Here is a 15,397-nt window from a genome sequence, read left to right as displayed (position 1 = left end):
CACGCCAGCCGCTCCACCCTCGTCACCAGCCAGCTCCCGGTCGAACACTGGCACGAGCGTATCGGCGACCCCACGCTCGCCGACGCCATCCTCGATCGCCTGGTCCACAACGCCTATCGCATCACCCTCAGCGGCGAGTCCATGCGCAAACGCCAAGCCGCTCGCGCCTCACACACACGCACCCAACAAGAGGACTGACCCATGCGCTTTACCCGCTACCACATCCGCCACGGCCACCGCCGAACCACCGTCAGCGTGGATACACACTTATCCAGCTACCTGGCACTGCGCCTCGGTCACATGCCCCAATCCCCACAGGCTCATCAGGCCGTGCGCCGCTGGCTGCAGCAACGACCCGACGAGCACAACGACCCCGGCCGTGTCGCCGTGAGTCAATGGCTGCAGCGCGAGGTCATCGACGCCATTGTGGATACACAATTATCCTCCGCCTACGCCGACTACCTGCTCGGGCCCTATGACGATTTGACGCCACGGACCACCGTCAGATAACAATGCACCTACCCGCGTCGCTTCGCTCCGATGGGTGGCCGGCTTGCCGTGGAACAGGTGGCCGGCTTCGCGTGGACTGGGTGGCCGCTTTCGCGTGGAATGGGTGGCCGGCTTCAGCGGAATACGCACACCAAAAGCCACAGCGTCGTCATATCCCCACGCTCGGCACCGTTCTGCAGCATTCTGCTGGCCGCCGGTTGCATCAACTGTTACCTATTCCATCGAGCCATGTTCGTAAGAAAGTTCTACCGTGCCCTCTGAGCGGCTCCCGCCTGTTGGCTCGGGCACTTTGGTCACAGCACAAGCCGTTAGGAATGCTCGACAAGCTGACCCAGGCCGCTCTGTCGCTGCCACCCAGCCATCCCCAACACTGGGTCGTCGATTGCCAAAGCGTCGGTGGCGGCAACAAGGCCCTGGTGTATCTCGGACGCCATCTCTACCGGGGCGTGATCCAGGAACAGGACATCCTCGCCTGCCACAACGGCCGAGTCACCTTCCGGTACCGCAGCAGCAAGACCAAACGCGATGAAACCCGCACCCTCGCCGGTGAGGATTTCCTGTGGCTGCTGCCAGCGTGCCGCAAGCTGATAGCCGCGCTCGGCCAGAATACGCGATCTGCTGAGCACAAAAGGGCCGACAGGCCGCTCTCCCACCGCCATGGCAGAGACGCCCTGCATGCTTGAGTGCCCGCCAGCAACTCGCGGGCATGACACAGCGTGACATCCGCAGAGATCTTTTCAGGAGTACTGATCAGCATCGGGCTCGTCCAACAAATGGGTCAGATTGTGGTTCGCTCCGCTCACACAATCCACGCTTATTCGTTAGCGCCCGCCCCTGTTGCCGTCTTTCCGTATATGGTGGTAATATACATAAATGATCGAGTGGCGGAAAGTCTCGGGTTTTCAATGGGATGCGGGCAATTCGCGCAAGAGCTCGGACAAGCACGGGGTTAGCCAGGCTGAGGCCGAACAAGCCTTCTTCAACCAGCCGCTTCTCATTGCTCGGGACCAAGATCATAGTCAGCACGAATCCCGCTATCACGCGCTGGGCAGGACCGATGGGAATCGGCTACTGCACATCACCTTCACCCTTCGCGAGGACGACACCTTGATCCGGTTAGTTTCCGCCCGCGATATGCACCGCAAGGAGCGATCCATCTATGAGCGAGCGACCTAAAAAGCCACCCCAGTTCTCTAGCGAGACCGAAGAACGCGCCTTCTGGGAGAGCCAGGATTCTTCGGAGTACATCGATTGGAGCCAGGCGGAGTCAGTGCAGCTTCCGAATCTCAAGCCATCCACCAAGACGATTTCGCTTCGTCTTCCCGTGTCGCTTCTCGAGCGTATCAGGGTAGAGGCGAACAAGCGCGACGTTCCGTACCAATCGCTGATTAAGGCCTGGCTCGCCGAAGACATAGACCGGCACGGCAAATAATCCATCGGCGCTAATGCAGAGCTGAGCCGCAGTGATCTGTTAGCCGCTCTTGGCATCTCACTGGCAGTCACTCAGGTATCTCTACCTCTGTGTAGCTGCCAGACGTCGCTGCGGTGATTGCAGCGACGAAGGCCGGAATCACTCGCTGCATCCTTGGCCAGCTCGTGGCCAGCAGCACGACTATGCCCAGGCGCGGATTCGCAAGTTTCTGCTGATGCTTGAGATTGGTATCGGTTGTGACGAAGACATGATACCCACCTTCCTCCGCCACCTTAAGCAGCTCGCCATTCTTCAGCAACGACCACCCCTGCTCATAGGGGGTAGATACTTCATGCACTGCCAGCGAGTGTCGTAGCGGACTTCGCGTCCCTTAATCGAATAGAATCCGCACCTATACGACCATTGCACTGTGCGCGGCATGATCTAGCACGGCGCGGACTTGTTGCGGCGAACCTGTCGCAGGGCACGGCTGAGGTTGTCCCGACTCAGCACGCTCCAGCAACGGTGAGAGATCAACGGAGTCGGCGTCGCCCCGATTTCCAGCAACCGGTTCATCCTCCGGAGCCTCCAGGGGCAGCGCACGCTGCTTGTCAGATGCTATCCGGTGACTCTGCACGAGGCGTCCGTCTCCTGTCACTGTGCGGGCCTTAGGCCCCTCACGCCGGGACCTACTATGCCCTTTGCTGACGTCTGCCGACTGATCAGCACCGGTCTCCCAGTGCGCAGTCCCATCCCTGGACAGACGGCAGACCTCCCGGGGTAAGGCACAGAACTTTCACCGCGTAGACGCCCGATTTATAAGGCACACCCCAGTCGCAGATGGAGGGCTTCGCTGTCACGTGCCAGCTCGCCCCGGATGTACCACACCTCGTATCGGGTTCCGGCCCAAAGCCCCGTGGCTTTGGATTGGGCTTCCTTCAGACGCCACCTCGCGATCACACCCTTGCCCTTCTCCTAGCCTTCGGCTCTGCGAACACCTGGCAGGAGGACTTTCACCTCCCTAGCTCTGTGCCATGCCCGGCACACACGACTCAAGCTAACCGGCCCGCGCTTTAGCGCGGGCCCGTTTTGAGCGCCGTGTTAGGCCCATTTTCTATGTGTAGCCAGGCTTCTGTCCAATACTATGTCAAATGAGCGACTGGAATTTCTTCCTTTCTCTCGGGCATCTTCGCTCCCGTTGCGATGTCATGGACAGCATGAAGAATATCCGATGAATAGTACCTATTCTTACATACATCGCAGATGCCAATGGTAATATCCTCCAGAATTATGAATCCTTTTTTGTGCTTGAATGCTTCTCGCTTTACAACCCGCGGTTGAACTGTTCCCTGGCAATATTCACACTTGTAACCGTACATGATAGCCACTCCTCAATCAGTGATTTCATAGACAGTAATGATCAAATAACGTTCAGTGCTCGTAACTCGCCCGGCTACTCCAACGGCTATTTGTTGATCTAATGCTGTTCCTTCAATAACGTATTTTGTTCCCCTAGGATCATTTTTCTCAATTCGGGTTATTTGCCCGCTCAGCACAGCTTGTTCTACATCAAGAAGATCAAGGTCGTCTTCAGCCATCTCTTCCATGGCATGGGCTGTCATATCGTATTGACCAAGTCGAATCTTCTCCCTTATCCGTTCTATGATTCTTCGTGGCATGTACCTGAACTTAATGTCTGCTTGGAACTGTCCCAAGTCTTGGATATGAGTTTGATGGGCCTAACGCGCGCAGCACGCGCGGCTTTGGAATGAAGGCGAAGCCGCAATGGAAAAGCCGTCGCTGTGCCTGCGATTGTTATAAACGCTCATAGTCTGGATCAGAGTACGACATATTAATGAAAGAAATGGTGCCTGGCCGAACTCGTGGCTTAACACCCAAAATATGTTCAGCCTCAACTTTTTTTGAAAAGTCAATTAGACAGTTCTTGTCATAAAATATATCGAGGTGCACTAAAATGTTGTACAAAACATTTACGAGTATGATGTCAGTGAACAGGAGGTCGCTTATTGATATTTGGTCACTTTTTCCAGAATGAACAAAAGCGCATCGCTTCGTATAAACCTCACTAATTTTTTCTGCAAAGTTATCCATTGCCCAAGCAGTAGTCCAGCCAATAAATGACTCCACCCTCTGAGGAAGTGCAGTCGAGTAGGAGTCACCTCTATGAGTAAGCAATGTCTCTATAGCGATCATATTCCACAAGAAAGCATGCGGGAGCTCGGTGGATGACTGACTTTTACCGGCCAAAACGGCTGCATTTTTTATGTCACGTTGCCAGCCAGTAGAGATGTTCTCCTTCCCCTTCACCACATCTAAAAGCCTTTCAAAAAAACTTAGCTTTTGGAACCTTTTCCAGTCTGACCCTAGCTCGAGTGTCATAAATTTGCCAGAGCGTTGCCTCTTAAGAGACCAAGACTTCTCTTTTGTATTCATCATGAAATATTTAAGAGAACCGGGCCTATTTTCATTTGCTATTGAAAGACACGCGTTGCGCCGTCTTCGACCAAAACCTAGTTGAGACAAAGAAAGTATATCCAGTTCATCTCTAGCGGTTTCCAGGAACTCTAACTCTTTCTCTTTACCGGACCCCCCAAATTTTGCAACTGCATACACCTCTGATTCATCGAAGAAATCATCCTTTTTAATTCTACTCTTTATCTCCGATATTTTGAGAGGAAAGCCAAGCCTTTTTCGAACGGCTGGTAATTTTTTTCGACCTACAAATGTTATTTTGTCAATCGTGATCTCTTGACCGATAGCATCCAGTAATTTAATCCCACTCACCGGAACTACAAATAGCCATAAACCCTTTTGGCTTTTTAACTCACTTAGAGCGGACATTCTTCACGATCCTTTATAACAGTTGATTCTACTGCGTCTGTATAAGTCGTGATATGCAGACGCTGTGTATCACCGCCAAGGTACTTGATGCCCACACATGGAGTCACGCATGCTGATGCTGCATGGTCAAGGACTGACGGAGCAAGGAATCATGGTAGATCGGCACGTTGAAGATGCTCGCACCCGCTTTTGGGATCGATACATTCAGGCTCTCCGAAAGCAAGGCGTCAAGCCACCTTTCGACCGGTGGCACGTCAGGCGAGCAGAACAGTTCATCAATGCACACCCTGACCAAAGGCTTCTCGAGTTAGGGCCTGAAGCGGTACAGCAGTACCTGAGGCAACTGGGCCATAAGGGTAACCTCAAGGCTTGGCAGTACCAGCAAGTGGTCCGTGCTATACAGACGCTGTATAGCACTGTTAACACTGCATGGGCGAAGCAGTTTGACTGGCAGTACTGGATGGATGCCGCCCAAACGCTCGAACCGGAGCACGTTTCCACTGCGCGAGATGCCCCAGCACCGACCCCAGTTCGGCTTGCAGAGCGCGTGGCGGACACTCGCTTGGCGCCAATCGTTCATGCCCACCCTCAGCTTTTCGAGGCCTTCTCCAACACGGTTGCTGCGAGGGGCTTAGCAATTACCACAGAAAAGACCTACTTGGCGTGGACGTGCCGGTTTATCGCGTATTTGGAGTCGAAACCGCCAGAAAGTGCGAGCGAAGCCGACGTGCAGGAGTTTCTTAGCGGTTTGGTAACTCAACGTAACGTAGCGGCCAGCACCCAAAGCCAGGCACTAAATGCGTTGGTTTTCTTTTCCGATATGTACTACAGCGGCCACTTGGGGAACTCCAGGCAATTGAACGGGCTAAACGCCCTAAGCGTCTTCCCGTTGTGCTCTCCCATCAAGAGGTCAAAGCGTTGCTGAACCAGCTGAACGGCGTTTACTATCTAGTCGCTTCGCTGCTCTATGGCTCTGGTTTGCGACTCATGGAAGCACTGCGACTGCGCGTTAAAGATGTAGACTTTGACCGACGGGCTATTACCGTGCGAGCCGGAAAAGGCAACAACGATCGCGTGGTACCACTTCCGCAAGCCACCGTGGAGCCGCTCAGAAGGCAATTGCAGCAGGTAAAGGCCATTCACGACGGAGACCTGGCCGATGGTTACGGCGAAGCCTCTTTGCCCCATACCTTGGCCCGGAAGCACCGGAGCGAGTCCGTTGGACGGACTGTAGTGGCCACGACGACCGGGCGGTAGGCACGCTACCGCCAACACGACATAGACAAACTCCTTGCCGTAGGGTCCGGGCGGGTATATGCCTATCCTCACCCTTGTTGACCTACAGTTTCAAGGCAGCCGCGGCACCCCGACCTTTGCCCCCGCCCCGTCCACCGCTAAAATAGCGGCCCGCTCTACCAACCTGCCGGGACTGCATGCCCGAGAAACACGCCTCACCCCTGACACCGCCCCTCCCCGCCAAGGCGGGCAACCGCGAGCACTGGTACGGCCTGTAAACGGACAGCCAGACCAACACCTACTGGACACAGGTGCGCAACCGCTACGAGCAGCGCCCCACGACCTGGAACGGCCGCTGCTGGCGCCCGACCGGCTGTTCCTCAGCCCGGACGACCTGCGCGAGCGTTTCAACACCCTGCCCCAGGTGGTGCTGCACGCCGACACCCCGGCGCCGGAGGTCCCGCGCCCGCGGGACGTGGTCTTCCAGGCCGAGCCGCTGCCGGATCTGCGCAACCGGCCCCAGGCGGACAACCCGCTGGCGCGGCTGACCACCTATCTCTCGGACGACACCAGCCGGGTGCTCTTCATTGCCGAGACCAGCGAGTTCCTGACCCTGGAGTATGCCAAGGGCGACAGGCTCTACGTGCCGGTCAGCTCGCTGCATCCGATCTCCCGCTGCACCGGCGCCGAGGGCGACGCGGTGCCGCTGCACCAGCTGGGCAGCGACAAGTGGTAGAAGGCCAAAAAGCGCGCCGCCAAGCGCGCCCGGGACCGCGGGCCGCCGAGCTGAACAAGCCTGAGAACGACGAGGCCGGCACAATCGGGGCCGCGGCGACTAACTAGATGACCCGAACCGCGCCACAAGCATGACCCCGATTACGTAGACGGTGACCTGGCCCGAAAGACAGTTTCCGACCCGTTGCTGCCGGTCACAAGCGCGGTGATGAACGGCAGTTCTGTAGGTGGGCGCTCCGTTGTGTTCTCGGCGGCTTCAGTCCATACGATTAGTTGTTGCGTGATGCGCAACATGCTACCGTCAGGCAATGATCAAATCGTGCCGTCAAAAGGGACTGAAGCGGTTCTATGAGTCCGGCAGCTCGGCAGAAATCCAGCGGCAGCGTGCGCAAGCGTTGCGCATGCTGCTTGCTGCGCTGGAGACCGCTGCAATGATATCGAGGATATGAACGTGCCCGGGTTCCGTCTGCATCGGCTTCGCGGGCGTCATAAGGACCGCTGGTACGTTTGGATTAACGGGAATTGGCGGCTGGCATTCGAATTCCGTGACGGCAATGCATATGTACTCGACTACGAGGATTATCACTGATGACGATGCACAATCCGCCGCATCCAGGAGAGTTCATTCGCGAGGTCTATAGCGAAACAGCGTGTCGACCTTGGCAATGTCCGAGCCACACCGCTCAACGCCGCCTGACAGTGTCGGGAGATTGCGTATCGCCCTGAACTTCACCAACCGACCCTGAACTACCGACCCTGAACTAACACTCGCCATCCGAATGCGAGAGGATGCGTTGCCATCGGGATGTTGCTTGCCCAATTGCTCGACAAGCGGGGTCCAGATATAGGCCGGATGGATGGACTTGACCCGGGTTTTCTCCTGCGCGTAGAACAGCGCATCGTTCTTGCTCATCAGGCGTACCGCACCCTTCGAGGCATGGTAAGGCGGCAGGTCCGCCGCGCCGATCAGACCGTAGATTTCGGTCACTCAACCTGGATTAGTCGACTGTCCAAATCGGGCAGAGCCCCCATTGCTCGCACGAGCAGCAATGCCCCAGTGATTAGGTCACACAGCGGCGGCGATGGGGCCGTCGCCGAGAATGTCGATACGCCCGCGGGCCAGGCGAATCCAGCCCTGCCGTTCGAAGTCCTTGAGCAGCCGGCTGACAACCTCGCGCGCGGTTCCCAGTTCCACGGCCAGGTCCTGGTGGGTCATGTTCAGGGGACTGTCCGGGGCATGGGCGCGCAACCACTCCGCCAAGCGGACGTCCATGCGCTGAAAGGCGATCTCCTCCACCAGCATCATCAGAGTATCCAGACGCTGCCCGTATGACGCCATGATGTGCCGGCGAAACGCCGAGGAGCGCTCCATGAGTTCATCGAACAGGCCGTAGGGGAGCATCGCCACGGTGGTGGGAATCTCCACCGTTGCTTCTGCCCGGTATCCGCGCCCGGCCATGAGACAGCCGATGGAGAGTGTGCAAACGTCGGCGTCGCCGATGCGGTAGAGCACGATCTCGTGGCCGGAGCTCCCGGTCATCTGCACCCGAACGCTGCCCTCGAGCACCAGGGGCAGGCCCTGGCAGGCATCGCCCGGCCGGAACACCTGCTGTCCCGCCGGCAACTCCATGACCCGGGTCCGCTGCTCTACTCGTTGCAGCAGCTCGGGGGCAAGGCCTGCAAAAGCGGGGTGCTCTCCAAGTTGCATGGTCGGTCTCCCGTGGGCGTCTCTCGCGGATCGCCCTTTCCGCGTGGCACTGCCCACCGGGTTTTGGCTTCGGCATGCGCGCGCGACGTATGTGACTTAGTCACTGACGCCGCGTGCGCATGCACGCATTGTACATACCATCGCGAAGCGCATGCCAAGAGGAGGCAGCCATGTTCAAGTGCAATATGGGCACCATCGACCGCGTAGTCCGTGCTGTCATCGGTGTGGTCCTGATCAGTCTCGTGTTTATTGGCCCGCAGACTGCGTGGGGCTGGATTGGGCTCGTGCCTCTGGCCACCGCGGCCCTGGGGTTCTGCCCGGGTTACAGTCCGCTGGGTCTGTCCACCTGCAAGACGAAAACTTCCTTAGCCCGATAGGGGGAACGACGCTATGACCAAACGACTCACTGTCCTACTGGTGTTCCTGACTGGCCTGATCCTTGGACACTCGGCGCATGCCGACGAACCAGACCACCTGATCTCCTTCGTCACCTCCGGATCGAACGAGACACAGGCCATGGCCATGATCCTCACCACTCATTACTTGCGTGGAGGGGGCAGTGCTCAGGTCCTGCTCTGTGACGAGGCGGCGGAACTCGCCCTGAAGGAGTCCGATACAGGTTCGGAAGTGGTCCAGCCAGCGGATGCGTCTCCTCGCCAGATGCTCGGCGGCCTGATGGCGGCGGACGTGGAGGTGCAAGTCTGCGCCATCTTCCTGCCGAACAGGGCGGAGACAGAGGACGATCTCCGTGAAGGGGTGACCGTGGCTCGGCCGGATGCCATTGCCAAGGCCATGGCCCGGCCGGACTCAAAGCTCTTCAACAACTGACTTCTCGCGTGACGGTGGCGCCGGGCCGGATGGCTCGGCGCCTTATCTGCGTACCTTCTTCACGAAGTGAGCATGGCTGAGCACGGAGCACACTGTTCCAATTTACCCTGCCCCTGTTTCCACTACGCGATCGCTGCCTCCTGACGCAGCTGGCCGCGTTCGTCCCAGTCGTCCCAGCCGGGGAAGGGGATCGGGTGATCGTGCTGCAGCTTTGTAAGGCGCCGCGCCCACGCAGTCTTGTTGGCTTCCAGCTGGGCGCGGACAGCGTCTTCTGAGGCGTACGAATAGCCGTGTCCCTGAACGCCATAGCTCATGAAGGCTGGCAACACCGAGAAGCCCATGTAGTAAAGCGAGTACTGAATCGGCCACAGCAAGGTGGCGAGATCACCCCCGCGACTGCCCGGACCGAACACGTCAGCGCGCGCGCCGGTTGTGACCGAAAGGATGGCTCGCTTGCCGCGGAAGTAGCCGCGATCATAACGCATACGGCTGGTATAGAGCCCTCCGCTGATGAATACACGGTGGTGGGTAGAGATGGGCCTTGAGGGTCGCCCTCTTGAACCCATCCCCCCTCGCAGAACCCGCCGAGCGGATTTCCCGCAACGGGCTCCCCAGGCTGCACTCGTCGAGGACGTGTCACACCGTCGCATGGCGTGTCGAGCCCGCATAAGGCAGTTCAAACCAGGATCGGCTCTTGAGGTAGCTCCAGTACATGCGATGGCGCTGACTGCGTCTTCGCAACCGATGGCGCCACTGCCGCTGCACCTCGCGACGTAGGGAGTCGAGCTTCGGTTTGCAGTGGTGGAGCCCGAAGTACTGATAGAAACCGCGCAGCATCGAGGCTAACTGACGCTGTTGGTCGCGCCGTTTCCAGTGCATATGCCTCTTGAGCCAATCCTTGGTCTTGGCCAGGAACTTTCGGCAGCTTTTGACGCAAGGTATCCGCACCAAGGCAAATTTGCCACCCCGGTCGACTCCGCAGACGTGCTTAAAACCCAGAAAATCAAACGTCCCCGGCTTTTCGCCGGTCTTCTCCAGGTCTGTCCGCACGAAGCGCCCAAAGCGCATCAGCCGCGTCTTCTCCTCTGCCAATTCCAGTCCGAATTTCCCGAATCGATTGGTCAGGCCCTTATGGAACCCTTCCGCATCGCGCCGGTATTGGAAGTTCACCACAAAGTCATCGGCAAACCTCGTCAGGTACGCCTCCCCTTTGCACCACGGCTTAACCTTCCTCTCAAACCAGAGATCAAGCACATAGTGCAGGTAGATGTTCGCCAGGATCGGGCTGATCGGCCCCCCTTGCGGCGACCCTTCCTCAGTTCGCGTCACAACTCCACCTTCCATGAAGCCCGCGTTCAACCATTTGCCAATCAGGCGCAGGATGACCGGGTCTCCAATCCGATGAGCCACCATCTTCTGTAGCCAATCATGCTGGATGTGGTTGAAATATCCCCGAATATCGGCCTCGAACAAGTGCCCTGCCTTCTTCGTCACGATCACCTCGCGCAATGCCCGTAGGGCATCGTGCGGGTTACGTCCTGGCCGAAACCCATACGAGCATTCCAGGAAATCCGCCTCGAACACCGACTCCAATATCCGTGCTACCGCTCTTTGCAGCAGGCGATCCTCAACCGTCGGTATGCCTAACGGCCTTGTACCCGCCTTGCCGGGACCCTTCGGGATTTCCACGCGGCGTACCGGTGGCGCTCGATAGGCCCCTTGCTTCAAGCGCTCGCACAGATCCTGGACCCGTCCGTCCAAGTCGCGTTCGAACTCCTTCGTCGTCTCTCCATCAACCCCGCTTGCTCCCCGCCGATTCATCTGCCTCCAGGTTTCCTTCAGAAACTCCGGTGTAAGCAAATGCGCCAGCGCGGTAAAGCGCAGCTTCGGATTCGACTTCGCCTTCTCAACGATCTGGTCCAGTTGCGTGGACATCCTTCTCCTACCTCTGAGTGCAGGGAATGTTTCCCCGGACCAGCAACTCAACCTGCCCCGCCGCTTCCCCATGTGCGCGGCTTTCCCGCGCTCCGAGTACTACCAACGAGTCCGACTTCCACCGTCGCTTTTGCCTCCCTCAGGATGGTCCTTTCGGTCGGCATACTCGACCCAGCCCAGCACCGCTAGACCAAGACGGCGGTGGATCTCCCAGGTGCCATGACGCTTCCATTTCTGTCCATGCCGTGCTCTCAGACCCCGCCGGAGTCTCCAGCGACCTCGCCATTGGCGGTCGCCTACTGTAGCCTTCCAGGTTTTCGACCCTGTCGGCCTCCGGATGTGTAACGAGGCTCCATCGCTTCACTTGCGTTACGGCCTGGACATCGCTCTGTCTACGCTTAACTCATGTCGTTACCTTCATGAGCCCAAGACTCGATTCCCGGTGGGGCGGCTCGTTCCCCTTTCCGGGGCGGGAATTGCACCCGCTGAAAGCGCCGGGCTTAACCTGGCGCACCGAACCAGCCCTTGAGGATCGCCGGCTGTGCGTGCCACCAAAGCGGGAACTGCAGGATCACGAGTTCAGCACGCTCAAGGCGATCGATTTCGCGCCGAACGTCTGCGGGCAGGGAATCGTTGTTCCAGGCGTGACGCTGTTCGCCCAGTGGCGAGAAGACTTCCGCGGACTCGCGGTTGCGGTAGTGCTCCGGTCCTTCGACCGGATTGAAGCCCTCGGCGTAGAGGTCGGAAACCTCCACCCGATGTCCCTGCCCCTCGAGCGCAGTCCGGGCGACATCCTTCAGGCCGGCGTTGAATGATCGGGGTTCCGGATGGGCGAGGACGATCAGAGCATGCATGGCGTACCTCCGGGCTGCGTGCATCGTAAACATGCCATCATGCTAGGGCGCCCAATCGCGCAAATAAATCCCTAATCAATGCAAGAGACGTTTGCACAAATGAACAGAAAGCTGGCGTGGGATGATCTACGAGTCATCGGAGCGATCGCCGGTGCCGGCTCGCTTGCCGGTGCGGGTCGGCGGCTCGGCGTGAGCCACGCGACCGTGTTCCGCCGACTCGCGGCCATCGAGGAACGCCTCGGCGTGGAGCTGTTCGAGCGCAGCCGCGCCGGCTACAAGCCGACCGTTGCGGGTGAGGAGGCCGCAGCCGCGGCCGCCCGAATCGCGGAGGAGGTCAACGACATCGAGCGCCGTGTGGTCGGGCGCGATCTCAGACCGTGGGGCACGGTCTGCCTGACGACAACGGACACGTTGTTGGTGGGGCTGCTGTCACCCATCTTCGCGGCATTTCGCCAGGCGTATCCGGATATCGATCTGGAAGTCGTCGCCTCCAGTCGGGTGGCCGATCTCGCCCGCCGCGAGGCCGACATCGCCGTGCGGCCGGAGTCGCACCCGCCCGAACTTCTGGTGGGACGTCGCGTCGGAGTGGTCGCGCAAGCGATTTACCAGCGCATCGATGGACAGGGTGCGGGAGAGCGAAGCTCCGCCGCGCAATCCGAGCAATGGATCGGACCTCACGCACGCATGGGGTATCGCCTGCTGGAAACCTGGATGCAAGCGCATGGTCACGATTCGCACTGCCACTTCCGGGTCGATACCGTACTCGGCATGCAAGCGGCCGTGCGAGACGGCATCGGTCGCGCAATCCTGCCCTGCTACATCGGTGACCCGGATCCACGACTAACCCGCCTCAGCGACCCCATCTCTGAACTGGCCACCGATCTCTGGATCCTGATTCACCCGGATCTGCGCAACACGAGGCGAATCCGCGCCGTTGCCGATTTCACTGCGGAATCCCTGGCGCAACGGCCCCGCCTTGGTGGCGCCACTTGAATCCGCATCTATCCAGCCAGTGTTCTGGTCATGCTCAGCATGCGTTGTTGTAAATCACAGGGTCGGTGAGCGTGCGGCCTTTCCGCTGTTGTGCGACAGCGCAGTGGCCGAATACCTGTGGGGCCCCCTGCTCGATGCCATGGACGAACTCCAGGGTGATGGAATCGGTATGGACGCACTGATGCCGGCATCTTAAGGGCCGCCACCCTAAGGCGAAGGGGCTGCAGAATTCACCGTTTGCAATAACCACTGCCGAAACCGGTCAACCCCTGGTTTCGGCCGCCGCTCGGGCTCCAGCAGGTAAAACTGCGACGGCGTCTTAAAGCGTGCGCTGAACGGTGCCACCAGCAAACCACTGTTGAGATAATCATCGACCAGGTGCTTCCAGGCCAGCGCCACGCCCTGTCCATTCAGCGCGGCCTGCACCACCAGAAGATAGTTATTCATGTTCAGCTGCTGCAGGGTCTTTCCATCATAGGGAATACCAAATTCTGCAAACCAGTCCGGCCAGCCAAACCACTCGTCATTGACGTCCAGCGACAGCAACTTCACACGTGACAGATCGGAGAGTTCCTGCAGCTCAGGATGGCGCGCCAGAAAGGTCGGGCTGCAAACCGGAAACAACTGCTCTTCAAACAGCGGTGTGCTACGCAATGTCCGGGGCAGTTCGCGGCGGTAAAACAGTGCCAGGTCGAATTCACTCTGGTGGATGTCCTGCTGTGAATCCACCGCCAGAATGCGCAGGTTGATGTCGGGATACAGTTCCTGAAACGCCTGATACTTCGGCAGCAGCCAGAACGACGCCATGGCATTGGTGGTCACTACGGTAATCGGCTCATCGTCCCGCGCCTGAGTGATCTCGGCTGTGGCATCCGAGAGTGTCAGCAACAGCGGCCTAACGGTCTTGTAGTAGCTCAGGCCCGTTGCCGTCAGTTGCAGGCGTTTTTTTTTGCGGGTGAACAGGGCCGTTTCCAGATAGGCTTCCAGATGACGCACCTGCCGGCTGATGGCACCCTGGGTAACCCTCAGTTCATCGGCGGCCTTCGTCACGCTTAGGTGCCGCGCAACGGCCTCGAACACCACCAGACTGTTCAGCGGTGGCAGCGGGCGAATACGCATGGCGGAATCCGCACTGTGGTGACTTCGAGAGCGAGTTTACTTGATTACATATTATCACCAATGTCTCATGGGGACCGAGACGCTCTGCAGACTGCCACTGTCGCCCTGAGACAAACGCGTCGGCTGGCTTTACTTCTTTACTTTTTCTCAAGTTATACCGGCCGATTAGTCGTTTGTTGTGCGTTCCCGTCATTGCTTACGATCGACAGGTTAGTCGGTCTCTGCCAAGCACTCAGGAGCGCGCGCCATGACAACACCCAGTTCAAATCATCGGATAACACGGGCCGACCTGGAAGCCGTGCTCCGACCCATCGCAGACGCGCGCGGCATGCCGAATGCCACCTATGAGGACCCGGCTCTGTTTCAGTATGAACGCGACCAGGTCATTGGCAGACGCTGGGCCGCCATCGCCTTCACTAGCGAACTGCCGCGCGAGGGCTTTGCCAAGCCGATCAACTTCATGGGCCTGCCGCTGGCCATCATGCGCAACCGGGAAGGAGAAGTTAATGTCTTTCACAATGTCTGCAGTCATCGCGGCATGATACTGGTGCGCGAAGAAACCGAAGTACGCAATGTACTCCGGTGTCCCTATCATTGCTGGAACTATGATCTGAACGGCAACCTTAAAGCCACGCCCAATATCGCAGGGATGGGCCAGCACACAGTCGCAGGCTTCGATCGAAGCCGGCATGGTCTGAAAAAAGTCCGCTCGGCCAGCTGGCTTGGCATGATATTCATCAACCTCTCGGGTGACGCCGAAGACTTTGCGACATTCATCGAACCTCTGGTCAGCCGCTGGGAGGCATTTGTCGGCGTCGGTGGCCTGAACCAAGTGCGCGTGGCGCACACCCATAGCGAGATGGAGCTGACCGTTCAGGCCAACTGGAAACTCGCCGTGGAAAACTACTGCGAGTCCTACCACCTGCCTGCTGTGCATCCGGCCCTGAACAGGTACTCGCCCCTGTCCAAGCACTACAACCTGGTGGTCAACGATCATATGTCCGGCCAGGGTACTCTGAACTACAACCTTGCAGAAATGGCGGGTTTCAGCCTGCCACAATTTGAGCACTGGCCCTCTGATAAACAGCGTCACGCTGAGTATGTGTCGCTTTACCCCAATGTATTGCTCGGTATTCAGGCCGATCATGTCTTTGCTGTCATGCTGCAGCCGCTGTCGCATGAGCAGACACTTGAAAAACTGCAAAT

21 protein-coding genes and 2 pseudogenes are annotated in these 15,397 nt (G+C 58.3%); 13 read left to right on the top strand and 10 right to left on the bottom strand.

Features of this window, described 5'->3' with window-relative positions; translation table 11 throughout:
- The 5 genes and pseudogenes from QZT63_RS07620 to QZT63_RS07600 form a co-directional block, all read left to right on the top strand.
- Positions 1–198: ATP-binding protein (locus QZT63_RS07620; protein WP_290649988.1), on the top strand; the 198-nt coding region annotated here is incomplete at its 5' end.
- A 3-nt stretch (positions 199–201) separates the two neighbouring features.
- Positions 202–510 carry a hypothetical protein gene (locus tag QZT63_RS07615; protein ID WP_290649987.1) on the top strand — a complete coding sequence of 103 codons (309 nt, stop codon included), beginning with the start codon at positions 202–204 and terminating at the stop codon, positions 508–510.
- Positions 511–824: 314 nt separating this feature from the next.
- Positions 825–1,079, top strand: a pseudogene (locus tag QZT63_RS07610) (transposase); the annotation flags it as partial.
- A 304-nt stretch (positions 1,080–1,383) separates the two neighbouring features.
- Positions 1,384–1,686: a BrnT family toxin gene (locus QZT63_RS07605; RefSeq protein WP_290649985.1), complete on the top strand. Its 303-nt coding sequence runs from the start codon at positions 1,384–1,386 to the stop codon at positions 1,684–1,686.
- Positions 1,670–1,942 (top strand): BrnA antitoxin family protein, encoded by a 273-nt coding sequence (locus tag QZT63_RS07600; RefSeq protein ID WP_290649983.1) that lies wholly within the window; start codon positions 1,670–1,672, stop codon positions 1,940–1,942. Before QZT63_RS07605 ends, QZT63_RS07600 begins: the two co-directional genes overlap by 17 nt.
- A gap of 67 nt (positions 1,943–2,009) precedes the next feature.
- On the opposite strand, the gene QZT63_RS07595 is transcribed toward QZT63_RS07600, so the two are convergent.
- The 4 genes from QZT63_RS07595 to QZT63_RS07585 form a co-directional block, all read right to left on the bottom strand.
- Entirely contained in the window at positions 2,010–2,240 is a 231-nt protein-coding gene (locus QZT63_RS07595; protein ID WP_290649981.1) for a hypothetical protein, read from the bottom strand.
- An 823-nt stretch (positions 2,241–3,063) separates the two neighbouring features.
- Positions 3,064–3,300, bottom strand: coding sequence for a YgiT-type zinc finger protein (locus QZT63_RS20040; protein WP_366636338.1), 237 nt, complete (start codon positions 3,298–3,300; stop codon positions 3,064–3,066).
- Between the two features lie 12 nt (positions 3,301–3,312).
- Positions 3,313–3,543, bottom strand: coding sequence for a DUF4258 domain-containing protein (locus QZT63_RS07590; protein WP_290649990.1), 231 nt, complete (start codon positions 3,541–3,543; stop codon positions 3,313–3,315).
- Between the two features lie 193 nt (positions 3,544–3,736).
- A complete protein-coding gene (locus QZT63_RS07585; RefSeq protein WP_290649979.1) occupies positions 3,737–4,783 on the bottom strand; it encodes a hypothetical protein in 1,047 nt (348 codons plus the stop codon).
- Positions 4,784–4,892: 109 nt separating this feature from the next.
- Between QZT63_RS07585 and QZT63_RS07580 the strand changes: the two genes are divergently transcribed.
- The 4 genes and pseudogenes from QZT63_RS07580 to QZT63_RS07570 all read left to right on the top strand — a co-directional run bounded on the left by QZT63_RS07580 (position 4,893) and on the right by QZT63_RS07570 (position 7,343).
- A complete protein-coding gene (locus tag QZT63_RS07580; protein WP_290649977.1) occupies positions 4,893–5,708 on the top strand; it encodes a site-specific integrase in 816 nt (271 codons plus the stop codon).
- Entirely contained in the window at positions 5,675–6,040 is a 366-nt protein-coding gene (locus tag QZT63_RS20035) for a tyrosine-type recombinase/integrase (RefSeq protein ID WP_366636335.1), read from the top strand. The genes QZT63_RS07580 and QZT63_RS20035 overlap by 34 nt, the downstream gene beginning before the upstream one ends.
- Before the next feature lie 571 nt (positions 6,041–6,611).
- Positions 6,612–6,752, top strand: a pseudogene (locus QZT63_RS07575) (CarD family transcriptional regulator); the annotation flags it as partial.
- Between the two features lie 447 nt (positions 6,753–7,199).
- Positions 7,200–7,343: a type II toxin-antitoxin system RelE/ParE family toxin gene (locus QZT63_RS07570; protein WP_290649976.1), complete on the top strand. Its 144-nt coding sequence runs from the start codon at positions 7,200–7,202 to the stop codon at positions 7,341–7,343.
- A gap of 33 nt (positions 7,344–7,376) precedes the next feature.
- On the opposite strand, the gene QZT63_RS07565 is transcribed toward QZT63_RS07570, so the two are convergent.
- Both QZT63_RS07565 and QZT63_RS07560 read right to left on the bottom strand, forming a co-directional pair.
- Positions 7,377–7,742: an SDR family NAD(P)-dependent oxidoreductase gene (locus tag QZT63_RS07565; protein ID WP_290649974.1), complete on the bottom strand. Its 366-nt coding sequence runs from the start codon at positions 7,740–7,742 to the stop codon at positions 7,377–7,379.
- A gap of 78 nt (positions 7,743–7,820) precedes the next feature.
- Complete coding sequence (locus QZT63_RS07560; protein WP_290649972.1) at positions 7,821–8,462, bottom strand: Crp/Fnr family transcriptional regulator; 642 nt, start codon at positions 8,460–8,462, stop codon at positions 7,821–7,823.
- A gap of 170 nt (positions 8,463–8,632) precedes the next feature.
- Between QZT63_RS07560 and QZT63_RS07555 the strand changes: the two genes are divergently transcribed.
- On the top strand, positions 8,633–8,839 hold the full coding sequence (locus QZT63_RS07555) for a DUF2892 domain-containing protein (protein ID WP_290649971.1): 207 nt from the start codon (positions 8,633–8,635) through the stop codon (positions 8,837–8,839).
- A 13-nt stretch (positions 8,840–8,852) separates the two neighbouring features.
- Complete coding sequence (locus QZT63_RS07550) at positions 8,853–9,290, top strand: hypothetical protein (protein ID WP_290649969.1); 438 nt, start codon at positions 8,853–8,855, stop codon at positions 9,288–9,290.
- Positions 9,291–9,412: 122 nt separating this feature from the next.
- On the opposite strand, the gene QZT63_RS07545 is transcribed toward QZT63_RS07550, so the two are convergent.
- From QZT63_RS07545 to QZT63_RS07535, 3 genes are all read right to left on the bottom strand, one after another.
- Positions 9,413–9,856: an NAD(P)H-dependent oxidoreductase gene (locus QZT63_RS07545; RefSeq protein ID WP_290649967.1), complete on the bottom strand. Its 444-nt coding sequence runs from the start codon at positions 9,854–9,856 to the stop codon at positions 9,413–9,415.
- A gap of 70 nt (positions 9,857–9,926) precedes the next feature.
- Positions 9,927–11,225 carry a group II intron reverse transcriptase/maturase gene (gene ltrA, locus QZT63_RS07540; RefSeq protein ID WP_290649966.1) on the bottom strand — a complete coding sequence of 433 codons (1,299 nt, stop codon included), beginning with the start codon at positions 11,223–11,225 and terminating at the stop codon, positions 9,927–9,929.
- A 500-nt stretch (positions 11,226–11,725) separates the two neighbouring features.
- Positions 11,726–12,079, bottom strand: a complete 354-nt coding sequence (locus tag QZT63_RS07535) for an NAD(P)H-dependent oxidoreductase (protein WP_290649964.1) — start codon at positions 12,077–12,079, stop codon at positions 11,726–11,728.
- Positions 12,080–12,178: 99 nt separating this feature from the next.
- Between QZT63_RS07535 and QZT63_RS07530 the strand changes: the two genes are divergently transcribed.
- Positions 12,179–13,072, top strand: coding sequence for a LysR family transcriptional regulator (locus tag QZT63_RS07530; RefSeq protein WP_290649962.1), 894 nt, complete (start codon positions 12,179–12,181; stop codon positions 13,070–13,072).
- A 207-nt stretch (positions 13,073–13,279) separates the two neighbouring features.
- Here QZT63_RS07530 and QZT63_RS07525 read toward each other — a convergent pair whose 3' ends face one another.
- Positions 13,280–14,191, bottom strand: coding sequence for a LysR substrate-binding domain-containing protein (locus QZT63_RS07525; RefSeq protein WP_290649961.1), 912 nt, complete (start codon positions 14,189–14,191; stop codon positions 13,280–13,282).
- A 247-nt stretch (positions 14,192–14,438) separates the two neighbouring features.
- On the opposite strand from QZT63_RS07525, the gene QZT63_RS07520 reads away from it, so the two are divergent.
- Positions 14,439–15,397, top strand: a 959-nt coding sequence (locus QZT63_RS07520) for an aromatic ring-hydroxylating dioxygenase subunit alpha (RefSeq protein ID WP_290649960.1), incomplete at its 3' end; no start/stop codon positions are given.

The organism is Aquisalimonas sp., assembly GCF_007120195.1.
Taxonomy (GTDB): domain Bacteria; phylum Pseudomonadota; class Gammaproteobacteria; order Nitrococcales; family Aquisalimonadaceae; genus Aquisalimonas.
The sequence above is the reverse complement of the archived record's forward strand: the minus strand, read 5'-3'. Positions and strand labels throughout refer to the sequence as shown.

Coding starts and splice junctions, on each gene's coding strand:
- QZT63_RS07615 (WP_290649987.1), top strand. CDS start 202: ATGCGCTTTACCCGCTACCACATCCGCCACGGCCACCGCCGAACCACC.
- QZT63_RS07605 (WP_290649985.1), top strand. CDS start 1,384: ATGATCGAGTGGCGGAAAGTCTCGGGTTTTCAATGGGATGCGGGCAAT.
- QZT63_RS07600 (WP_290649983.1), top strand. CDS start 1,670: ATGAGCGAGCGACCTAAAAAGCCACCCCAGTTCTCTAGCGAGACCGAA.
- QZT63_RS20040 (WP_366636338.1), bottom strand. CDS start 3,300: ATGTACGGTTACAAGTGTGAATATTGCCAGGGAACAGTTCAACCGCGG.
- QZT63_RS07590 (WP_290649990.1), bottom strand. CDS start 3,543: ATGACAGCCCATGCCATGGAAGAGATGGCTGAAGACGACCTTGATCTT.
- QZT63_RS07585 (WP_290649979.1), bottom strand. CDS start 4,783: ATGTCCGCTCTAAGTGAGTTAAAAAGCCAAAAGGGTTTATGGCTATTT.
- QZT63_RS07580 (WP_290649977.1), top strand. CDS start 4,893: ATGCTGATGCTGCATGGTCAAGGACTGACGGAGCAAGGAATCATGGTA.
- QZT63_RS07570 (WP_290649976.1), top strand. CDS start 7,200: ATGAACGTGCCCGGGTTCCGTCTGCATCGGCTTCGCGGGCGTCATAAG.
- QZT63_RS07560 (WP_290649972.1), bottom strand. CDS start 8,462: ATGCAACTTGGAGAGCACCCCGCTTTTGCAGGCCTTGCCCCCGAGCTG.
- QZT63_RS07555 (WP_290649971.1), top strand. CDS start 8,633: ATGTTCAAGTGCAATATGGGCACCATCGACCGCGTAGTCCGTGCTGTC.
- QZT63_RS07550 (WP_290649969.1), top strand. CDS start 8,853: ATGACCAAACGACTCACTGTCCTACTGGTGTTCCTGACTGGCCTGATC.
- QZT63_RS07545 (WP_290649967.1), bottom strand. CDS start 9,856: ATGGGTTCAAGAGGGCGACCCTCAAGGCCCATCTCTACCCACCACCGT.
- ltrA (WP_290649966.1), bottom strand. CDS start 11,225: ATGTCCACGCAACTGGACCAGATCGTTGAGAAGGCGAAGTCGAATCCG.
- QZT63_RS07535 (WP_290649964.1), bottom strand. CDS start 12,079: ATGCATGCTCTGATCGTCCTCGCCCATCCGGAACCCCGATCATTCAAC.
- QZT63_RS07530 (WP_290649962.1), top strand. CDS start 12,179: ATGAACAGAAAGCTGGCGTGGGATGATCTACGAGTCATCGGAGCGATC.
- QZT63_RS07525 (WP_290649961.1), bottom strand. CDS start 14,191: ATGCGTATTCGCCCGCTGCCACCGCTGAACAGTCTGGTGGTGTTCGAG.